Annotated in this window: 6 protein-coding genes; 4 read left to right on the forward strand and 2 right to left on the reverse strand. The window is 59.5% G+C overall.

Annotated features, from left to right (window positions below; translation table 11 throughout):
• Positions 1-16: 16 nt before the first annotated feature.
• The gene (gene fadB / locus G5193_RS20810; RefSeq protein ID WP_421207211.1) at positions 17-2,164 is read right to left on the reverse strand and encodes a fatty acid oxidation complex subunit alpha FadB; all 2,148 of its coding nucleotides are present in this window, start codon (positions 2,162-2,164) and stop codon (positions 17-19) included.
• A gap of 204 nt (positions 2,165-2,368) precedes the next feature.
• The gene (locus tag G5193_RS20815; protein WP_421207213.1) at positions 2,369-4,306 is read right to left on the reverse strand and encodes an acetoacetate--CoA ligase; all 1,938 of its coding nucleotides are present in this window, start codon (positions 4,304-4,306) and stop codon (positions 2,369-2,371) included.
• A 191-nt stretch (positions 4,307-4,497) separates the two neighbouring features.
• Between G5193_RS20815 and pepQ the strand changes: the two genes are divergently transcribed.
• From pepQ to hemG, 4 genes are read left to right on the forward strand one after another with little or no spacing between them, the layout of a single operon-like run.
• Positions 4,498-5,820, forward strand: coding sequence for a Xaa-Pro dipeptidase (gene pepQ, locus G5193_RS20820; RefSeq protein ID WP_421207215.1), 1,323 nt, complete (start codon positions 4,498-4,500; stop codon positions 5,818-5,820).
• Complete coding sequence (locus G5193_RS20825) at positions 5,820-6,437, forward strand: YigZ family protein (RefSeq protein ID WP_421207217.1); 618 nt, start codon at positions 5,820-5,822, stop codon at positions 6,435-6,437. The genes pepQ and G5193_RS20825 overlap by 1 nt, the downstream gene beginning before the upstream one ends.
• A gap of 36 nt (positions 6,438-6,473) precedes the next feature.
• On the forward strand, positions 6,474-7,931 hold the full coding sequence (locus G5193_RS20830; protein WP_005339482.1) for a TrkH family potassium uptake protein: 1,458 nt from the start codon (positions 6,474-6,476) through the stop codon (positions 7,929-7,931).
• Positions 7,932-7,938: 7 nt separating this feature from the next.
• Positions 7,939-8,463, forward strand: coding sequence for a menaquinone-dependent protoporphyrinogen IX dehydrogenase (gene hemG / locus G5193_RS20835; protein WP_005339483.1), 525 nt, complete (start codon positions 7,939-7,941; stop codon positions 8,461-8,463).
• Positions 8,464-8,681: the final 218 nt, after the last annotated feature.

Genomic DNA, 8,681 nt, shown 5'->3' on the forward strand with positions numbered 1-8,681 from the left:
GATCTCCTTTCCGCAATCAGTAGAAGGTTTTGCCCTGGGCGGCCATCTCGCGCAGCTTGTCGCTGACGCGGTAGAGCGGGCCCAAATCGGCATACTGGTCGGCCATGGCCACGTAGCGATCCAGACCGATAGTGTCCAGATAGCGGAACACGCCGCCGCGGAAGGGAGGGAAGCCCAGACCGTAGACCAGCGCGATGTCGGCTTCGGCTGGCGTGGCGACAATGCCCTCTTCCAGACAGAGCACCACCTCGTTGATCATCGGGATCATCATGCGAGCGATGATGGCTTCCTTGTCGAAATCCTGTTTCGGCTTGGCGATGGGGGCCAGCAGCTCGTAGCTAGCTGCGTCGGCTACCTTCTTCGGCTTGCCCTTCTTGTCCTGCTCGTAGGCGTAGAAGCCCTTGCCGTTCTTCTGACCGAAGCGGTTCACTTCGTACATCACGTCGATGGCAGTGCGGCCTTCCTTGCTCATGCGTGCCGGGAAGCCCTGCGCCATCACATCACCGGCATGGTGACCGGTGTCGATGCCGACCACGTCCAGCAGATAGGCGGGGCCCATCGGCCAGCCAAACTCTTTCTCCATCACCTTGTCGACGGCAGCGAAGTCGGCACCATCGGCAACCAGCTTGTTGAAGCCGAAGAAGTAGGGGAACAGCACGCGGTTGACGAAGAAGCCCGGGCAGTCGTTGACCACCACCGGCGACTTGCCCATGGCGGCGGCGTAGGCCACCACGCGGTTGATGGTTTCATCGGAGGTCTGCTCGCCGCGGATGATCTCCACCAGTGGCATGCGGTGCACCGGGTTGAAGAAGTGCATGCCGCAGAAGTTCTGCGGGCGCTTCAGCCCTTTGGCCAGCAGGGAGATTGGGATAGTGGAGGTGTTGCTGGCGAGCACGGCGTCTTCGCCAATGATCCCTTCCACTTCGCCCAGTACGGAGGCTTTCACCTTGGGATTCTCGACCACGGCTTCGACCACTACGTCCACGCCTTTGACGTTGTCATAGCTGAGGGTCGGGGTGATGGCGGAGAGCACCTGGCCCATCTTGATGCCATCGATGCGGCCCTTTTCGAGCTGGCCGTTGAGCAGCTTGGTGGCTTCGCCCATGCCAAGTGCCAGCGCCTTCTCGTTGATATCCTTCATCACCGCCGGAATGCCCTTGCTGGCAGACTGGTAGGCAATGCCGCCGCCCATGATGCCGGCACCCAGTACGGCGGCGTGGCCAGTGGCCTTGCTTGCCTGCTTGGCCGCCTTCTTGGCCAGCGCCTTGATGTGCTGATCGTTCAGGAAGATACCGACCAGTGCCTTGGCCACGTCGGTCTTGGCCAGCTTGATGAAGCCCTGCGCCTCGGCCACCAGAGCCTCGTCACGGCCCATGCCGGCGGCGGCCTCGACAGTTTTCACCGCAGTCATCGGTGCCGGATAGTGTTTGCCCGCCACGGCGGCAACCATGCCGGCGGCGGTGGTGAAGCTCATCATGGCTTCCAGTTTGGAGAGGCGCAGCGGCGCTTTTTTGGCGGCGCGACGGCTCTGCCAGTCCAGCTTGCCCGCGATGGCGTCCTTAGTCATCTGCAGCGCAGCGCTCTGCAGTGCATCCGGGGCGACCACGGCGTCGATGGCGCCCACCTTGAGGGCGTCATCGGCACGGTAATCCTTGCCGGTGGTGATCCACTCCAGTGCGTTGTCGGCGCCGATCACTCGCGGCAGACGGACGGTGCCGCCAAAGCCCGGCATGATGCCGAGTTTGGTCTCGGGCAGGCCGATTTTGGCTGTGGTGTCAGCCAGACGGAAGTCGGTGGAGAGAATGGTCTCGCAGCCGCCGCCCAAGGCGTGGCCCTTGATGGCGGAGAGGGTCGGAACCGGCAGATCTTCGATGGCATTGAAGATGTCGTTGGCCTTTTTCAGCCAGCCGAGCAGATCTTCTTGCGGCAGATCGAACAGTTCCAGGAATTCGGTAATGTCGGCACCGACGATAAAGGCGTCTTTGCCGGAGGTGAGGATCAGACCTTTTAGTTCACGTTCTTGTTGTAATGCGGCGATCGCTTCGCTCAGGGAGAGCAGGGTAGCGCGATCCAGCTTGTTGACTGAACCCGGGGCATCAAACCTCAGCTCGGCAATGCCGTTTTCGAGGTAGCTGACCGACAGGGTTTCGCCTTGGTAGATCATGAGAGTGTCTCCTTGTTCCCACTCAGTGGGGAGTGGTGCTCCTTAATCCCCAGCAGGGGGCGAGGCTCACTATTGATCCAAAAGGAGACATTTTCAACACCTATTTAAAACATTTGTTTAACAGATCTCGAGTAAAAGCTCTTCATCACAAAACGGGCAAAAGAGAGGCGCCTTGCGGCGCCTCGGATGAATATGAGTTTGTTATCAACTGGCCAGTTCCGGCCGGTTGCGATACTGGTTCAGCACCTCGGGATCGGCGAGGGCGTGGGTGTTGTTGACGGGCCGGTTGTGCACCACCTCCCGCACCGCCAGTTCGACGATCTTGCCGGACTTGGTGCGAGGGATGGCATCCACCTGCAGGATGCGGGCGGGCACGTGGCGGGCGGTGCAGTGCTGTTTTATCTGCTGGCGGATCCGTTCGCGCAGCGGCTCATCCAGCTTGCAACCCGCCTTGAGCTTGACGAACAGCACCACCCGCTCGTCCTGCTGCCACTGCTGGCCGATGACTATGCTCTCTTCTACTTCCTCCAACTGCTCGACATAGCGGTAGATCTCGCTGGTGCCGATGCGCACGCCGCCCGGGTTGAGGGTGGCGTCGGAGCGGCCGTAGAACAGAATGCCGCCGGTCGGGGTCAGCTCGATCCAGTCGCCGTGGCACCAGATGTTGTCGAACCGCTCGAAGTAGGCTGCGTGGTACTTGTCGCCATTCTCGTCGCCCCAGAAGTTGATGGGCTGGGCCGGGAACGGCTTGGTGCAGACCAGCTCGCCCTTCTCCCCCTGCACCGGCTGGCCCGCTTCGTTGAATACCTGCACCGCGAGGCCGAGGCCACGCCCTTGGCTCTCGCCGCGATAGACCGGGCTGAGTGGATTGCCGATGACGAAGCAGGAGCAGATGTCGGTACCACCGGAAATGGAGCTGAGCTGCACATCCTGCTTGATCTGCTGGTAGACGTAGTCGAACCCCTCCGGCGACAGCACTGAGCCGGTGCTGCAGATCAGCCGCAAGTGCGGCAAATCGTGACTGTTGATGGGGGCATAACCCTGCTTGTGCAGCGCATCGAGATATTTGGCCGAAGTGCCGAACAAGCTGACCTGCTCGTCGCGGGCGAGATCCCACAGCACGTTGCCATCCGGGTAAAACGGCGAGCCATCGTAGAGCACCAGAGTTGCGCCGGAGGCGAGCGCGCTCACCAGCCAGTTCCACATCATCCAGCCGCAGGTGGTGAAGTAGAAGATGCGCTCCCCCGGCTTGATGTCGCAGTGCAGCTGGTGCTCTTTCAGATGTTGCAGCAGGGTGCCGCCAATGCCATGCACGATGCACTTGGGTTTGCCGGTGGTGCCGGAGGAGTAGAGGATGTAGAGCGGGTCATTGAAAGCCATCGGCTCGAAGGTGAGCTGGGCGTCGTGTTGGCTCGCCAGCACTTGCTGCCAGTCGTGACCAAGCTGCAGCGGGTTGCCGAGCAGGGGGATCATCACCGTTTGCTCTATGCTGCCGATCTGGCTCACCACGCTGGCGACCTTCTGTTGAATGTCGATAGCTTTGCCGTTGTAGCGATAGCCATCCACCGCAAACAGCACCCGCGGCCGGGTCTGGCCGAAGCGCTCCACCACGCTGGCTTCACCGAAGTCGGGGCTGGTGGCGGTCCAGATCGCCCCGAGGCTGGTGGTTGCCAGCATGGCAACCACGGTTTCCGGAATATTGGGCAGATAGGCGGCGACCACATCGCCACGACCAATCCCCTGATGACGCAGCCACTGAGTCAGCCGGGCAACCTGTTCCCCCAGTTCACCCCAGCTCAGAGCGCGACTTGGGCTACCTTCGATGCGGGAGATAATGGCCGGGCTCTCGTCCTGGCGGCGCAGCAGGTTTTCGGCGAAGTTGAGGCGGCTGTCGGGGAACCAGCGGGTGCGCTGCATATCCTGACGGTTCTCCGCCACTATGTTGCCGAGCTCGCCCTTGACGCCGCAGTGCTGCCATACCAGCGGCCAGAAACGGGTGGTCTTCTCCACCGACCATTGATAAAGCTGCGGGTAGTTCTGCAACTGCAAGCCGTGGAAACGGTTCACCTCCGCCATAAAACGGTAGAGGTTGGATTGCTGCATCCCGAGCGGATCCGGTTGCCACAGGCAGAGGTTGTCCATGAGTAATCCCTGACTTCATGTATCTACCGGCAGTGTATTGAATTGTTTTTGATTTGTTAATGATTGGTTTTCTGTTGATAACAAACACGTTTGTAACGTATGCGTTACCTCACGAAGCGGCAGCTTGACGGGTCGAGCCGCCAAGCGCTTGATGTTATGCTGCAATCACATTCACCTCGGAGCAGGACGCCATGAGCAGCTACAGCCAACTTTTTGCCCAGCACCTCGATACCTTGCAGCAGCGCACCCGCGACATTCTGCAACAACAGGGGCTCAGCGGACTGGCCATCCACTCCGGCCAGACTCACCGCATCTTCCTCGATGATCAGGATTACCCGTTCAAGGTAAACCCCCACTTCAAGGCCTGGTTGCCGGTGCTGGACAATCCCCACTGCTGGCTGCTGGTGGACGGGGTGAACAAACCAATCCTGCTGTTCTATCGTCCGGTCGATTTCTGGCACAAGGTGGCGGATCTGCCCAATGCCTTCTGGGTCGAGTTCTTCGATATCCGTTTCCTGACCCGGCCGGAACAGGTGGCCGACCATCTACCTGCCAACAAGCAGGAGTGGGCCTATCTGGGGGGCCATCTGGAAGTGGCCGAGCTGCTGGGGCTGACCCAGCCCAATCCGGAGGCGGTGCTCAACTACCTGCACTATCACCGCGCCTACAAGACCCCCTACGAGCTGGAGTGTCTGCGCGAGGCGAACCGGATTGGGGTGCGCGGCCATATCGCCGCCAAGGACTCCTTTATGGCGGGGGCGAGCGAGTTCGAGATTAATCTGGCCTACATGAAGGCGGTCGGGCAGGGAGCCAATGAGGCGCCCTACGGCAATATCGTCGCCATCAACCGCAATGCGGCCATCCTTCACTACACCCATTTGTCCGCCGTACGGGTGCCCGATGCGGAACGTCACTCCTTCCTGATCGATGCGGGTGTCGATTTTCACGGTTATGCCTCCGACATCACCCGCACCTGGGCGTGGCGTCGTGGCGAGTTTGCCGATCTGATTGCCGCCCTCGACGAGCAGCAGCAGGAGATCATCAAGGAGATCAAACCGGGACGCCGCTACAGCGAGCTGCACCTGCAGATGCACCACAAGCTGGCGCGCCTGCTGCAAACCACCGAGCTGGTGGATATGTCGGTGGACGAGATGATCAACACCGGGGTGACCAACGTCTTCTTCCCCCACGGCCTCGGCCACTTCCTCGGTTTGCAGGTACACGATGCGGGCGGTTTCATGCAGGATGAGCGCGGCACCCACCTGGCGGCGCCCGAGCTGTTCCCCTATCTGCGCTGCACCCGGGTGATGGAGGTGGGTCAGGTGTTCACCATCGAGCCGGGGCTCTACTTCATCGACAGTTTGCTGGAGCCGCTGCGTCAGGGCGAACAGGGCAAGCGGGTCAACTGGAACAAGGTGGAAGCGCTGCGTCCGTTCGGCGGCATCCGCATCGAAGACAACGTGGTGCTGCACGCCAACGTGGTGGAGAACATGACCAGACAAGCAGGACTCTGATGGCTGCTGCGTACTCCATTCCGGCTGCCCCGCTGGAGTTGACCGAAGAGATAAAGAAGAGCCGCTTCATTACCCTGATCGCCCACACCCCGACCGTCGAGGCGGCCAAGGGGTGGGTCAACGAGATCAAACGCCAACATCCGGCCGCGCGCCATCACTGCTGGGCGTTTGTGGCGGGTGCGCCGCAAGATAGTCAGGTTTATGGCTTCAGCGATGACGGCGAACCTTCCGGTACTGCGGGCAAGCCGATCCTGGCCCAGTTGATGGGCTCGGGGCTCGGTGAAATCTGCGCCGTGGTAGTGCGTTACTACGGCGGCATCCAGCTTGGCACCGGTGGACTGGTCAAAGCCTATGGGGGCGGCGTCGGTGCCGCCCTCAAGCAACTGCCCACCCTGCTCAAGGTGCCACTCACTCCCTCTCTCATTCACTGCGATTACGGTGACATGGGGACGGTCGAGTCGCTGGTCAGCAGCCATAATGGCGAATTGCTGGCGGCGGATTACGGTCAGCAGGTCACCTTGCAGGTGGCGTGGGAGTCCTCGGTTTGGGCTCAGGTGGACCGTGAATTGACCGACCGGACTCATGGGCGGGTATCCCTCAGCCCCTTAGATGGCTAGAATCCATCGCTCTTTAATTGGGGAAAGGGAGCTGTAATGCACATTCTGAGCATTATTCGCATTGTTGGCCTGCTGGTTGCGCTGTTCAGCTCGACCATGCTGTTGCCTGCACTGGTGGCTTTTGGCTATCGGGATGGTGGTGGTGCCGAGTTCGTCAGCTCTTTTCTGATCGCCCTGCTGCTCGGCGTGGTGCTCTGGTTTCCCAATCGCTATCACAAGAAGGAGATGCGCTCGAAAGAGGGCTTTCTGATTGTGGTGCTGTTCTGGACCGTGCTGGGCAGTGTGGGGGCTGTGCCCTTCATCATGAGCGATGTGCCGGATATGTCGGTCTCGGAGGCTTTCTTCGAATCTTTCTCCGGCCTGACCACCACTGGCGCAACGGTACTGACCGGGCTCGATAATCTGCCCAAGGCGTTTCTGTTCTATCGCCAGCTGCTGCAGTGGCTGGGGGGGATGGGGATCATCGTACTGGCAGTGGCCATTCTGCCACTGCTGGGGATCGGGGGTATGCAGCTCTATCGTGCCGAGATCCCGGGGCCGGTGAAGGATACCAAGGTGACGCCGCGCATCGCCGAAACGGCCAAGGCGCTCTGGTTCATCTATCTGCTGCTGACTGCGCTCTGTGCCTTGGCATACTGGCTCGCCGGAATGACGTTGTTCGATGCGGTTTGCCATTCGTTCTCGACGCTGTCGGTCGGTGGCTTCTCCACCCACGATGCCAGCATCGGTTTCTTCAACAGTCCGGTCATCAACCTGATTACCGTGGTGTTCCTGTTGCTGGCCAGCGTGAACTTTGCGCTCCACTTTACCGTCTTCTCCCACCGCCCGGTGCGGCTCGGGCGCTACCTTTACGATTCTGAACTCAAGGTGTTCCTGGCTATCCAGGCAACCTTGGTGATGATCTGCTTTGTCGCCTTGCTGACCCACGGACACTACGCCACCTGGCAAGAGGCGCTCAACCACGGGTTGTTTCAGGCGGTCTCTCTGGGTACCACCACCGGCTACAGCACCACTACCTATGCCGACTGGCCCTCGTTCCTGCCCATGCTGCTGATGTTTTCCGCCTTTATCGGCTGTTGTGCGGGCAGTACCGGCGGTGGCATCAAGGTGATGCGTTTTATGATCCTGTTCATGCAGGGGATGCGCGAGTTGAAGCGGCTGGTTCACCCCAGAGCCATCTATACCTTGAAGCTGGGGAATCGGGCGGTGCCCGAGCGCATCGTCGAGGCGGTGTGGGGCTACTTCGCCACCTATATTATTCTCTTCTTTATGTTCATGTTGCTTTTGCTGATGACGGGACTGAACGAAGTGACCGCATTCACCGCTGTGGCTGCGGCTTTCACCAACGTAGGCCCGGGTTTGGGAGAGGTATCAGCCAACTTCGGCAATATCTCGCCGGCGGCCCAGTGGGTACTGGTGTTGGCTATGTTGTTTGGTCGATTGGAAATTTTTACGCTTCTGGTACTGTTTACTCCTGCATTCTGGCGTAGTTGAGGTTGTTATGGACAAGATTCTGGTGCTTTATTCCTCTCGGGATGGCCAAACCCGCAAAATAGTCGATGTCATGCTGGAGCAGATGCCGGGATGCGAAGTGGTGATGCATGACCTGCATACCTTGCCGATGTGCAACCTCAGCAAGTATGCCAAGGTCTTGATCGGCGCCTCCATTCGTTATGGCAACTTCCACCCCAGCTTGTTCAGCTTTATTCACGCTCATCAGGAGCAGCTGGAGGTGGCCAATGCGGCCTTCTTCTGTGTCAACCTGACGGCCCGCAAGCCAGAGAAGCAGACGCCGCAAACCAATGCTTATATGAAGAAGTTCCTGCGCCTCTCCCCCTGGAAGCCGAAAACCCTGGGGGTGTTTGCCGGTGCGCTGCAATATTCCCGCTATAACTGGTGGCAGACGCGCATCATCCAGCTGATCATGAAGATTACCGGTGGCAGTACAGACACCAGTAAGGACATTGAATTTACCGATTGGGAAAAGGTGCGCAGCTTTGCACGCGAATTCTGGTCAAAAAGGTAGCTGTGTGATGTGAATTAAGGTTTTTTTGCCCGAAACAGCCCCGCCGATGCGGGGCTTTTGTTTAATAAAACAACGGTTAAACCTGAAAGTTGTAAAAAATGCCATTTTTTGCAGTTTTCCTCTTGTCATCCCGGCGCGGCTCCCTATAATGCGCCCCTACCAGCACGGCGGAACACGCCGGACTGATGAGCCAGCTTCCTAGCGAAGTGGGCGCCGAA

It is taken from the genome of Aeromonas sp. 601027 (assembly GCF_049174455.1).
Lineage (GTDB): Bacteria > Pseudomonadota > Gammaproteobacteria > Enterobacterales > Aeromonadaceae > Aeromonas > Aeromonas veronii_A.

Bases quoted from the DNA above. Each gene is read 5' to 3' on its own strand.
- fadB (WP_421207211.1), bottom strand. From the start codon at position 2,164: ATGATCTACCAAGGCGAAACCCTGTCGGTCAGCTACCTCGAAAACGGC.
- G5193_RS20815 (WP_421207213.1), bottom strand. From the start codon at position 4,306: ATGGACAACCTCTGCCTGTGGCAACCGGATCCGCTCGGGATGCAGCAA.
- pepQ (WP_421207215.1), top strand. From the start codon at position 4,498: ATGAGCAGCTACAGCCAACTTTTTGCCCAGCACCTCGATACCTTGCAG.
- G5193_RS20825 (WP_421207217.1), top strand. From the start codon at position 5,820: ATGGCTGCTGCGTACTCCATTCCGGCTGCCCCGCTGGAGTTGACCGAA.
- G5193_RS20830 (WP_005339482.1), top strand. From the start codon at position 6,474: ATGCACATTCTGAGCATTATTCGCATTGTTGGCCTGCTGGTTGCGCTG.
- hemG (WP_005339483.1), top strand. From the start codon at position 7,939: ATGGACAAGATTCTGGTGCTTTATTCCTCTCGGGATGGCCAAACCCGC.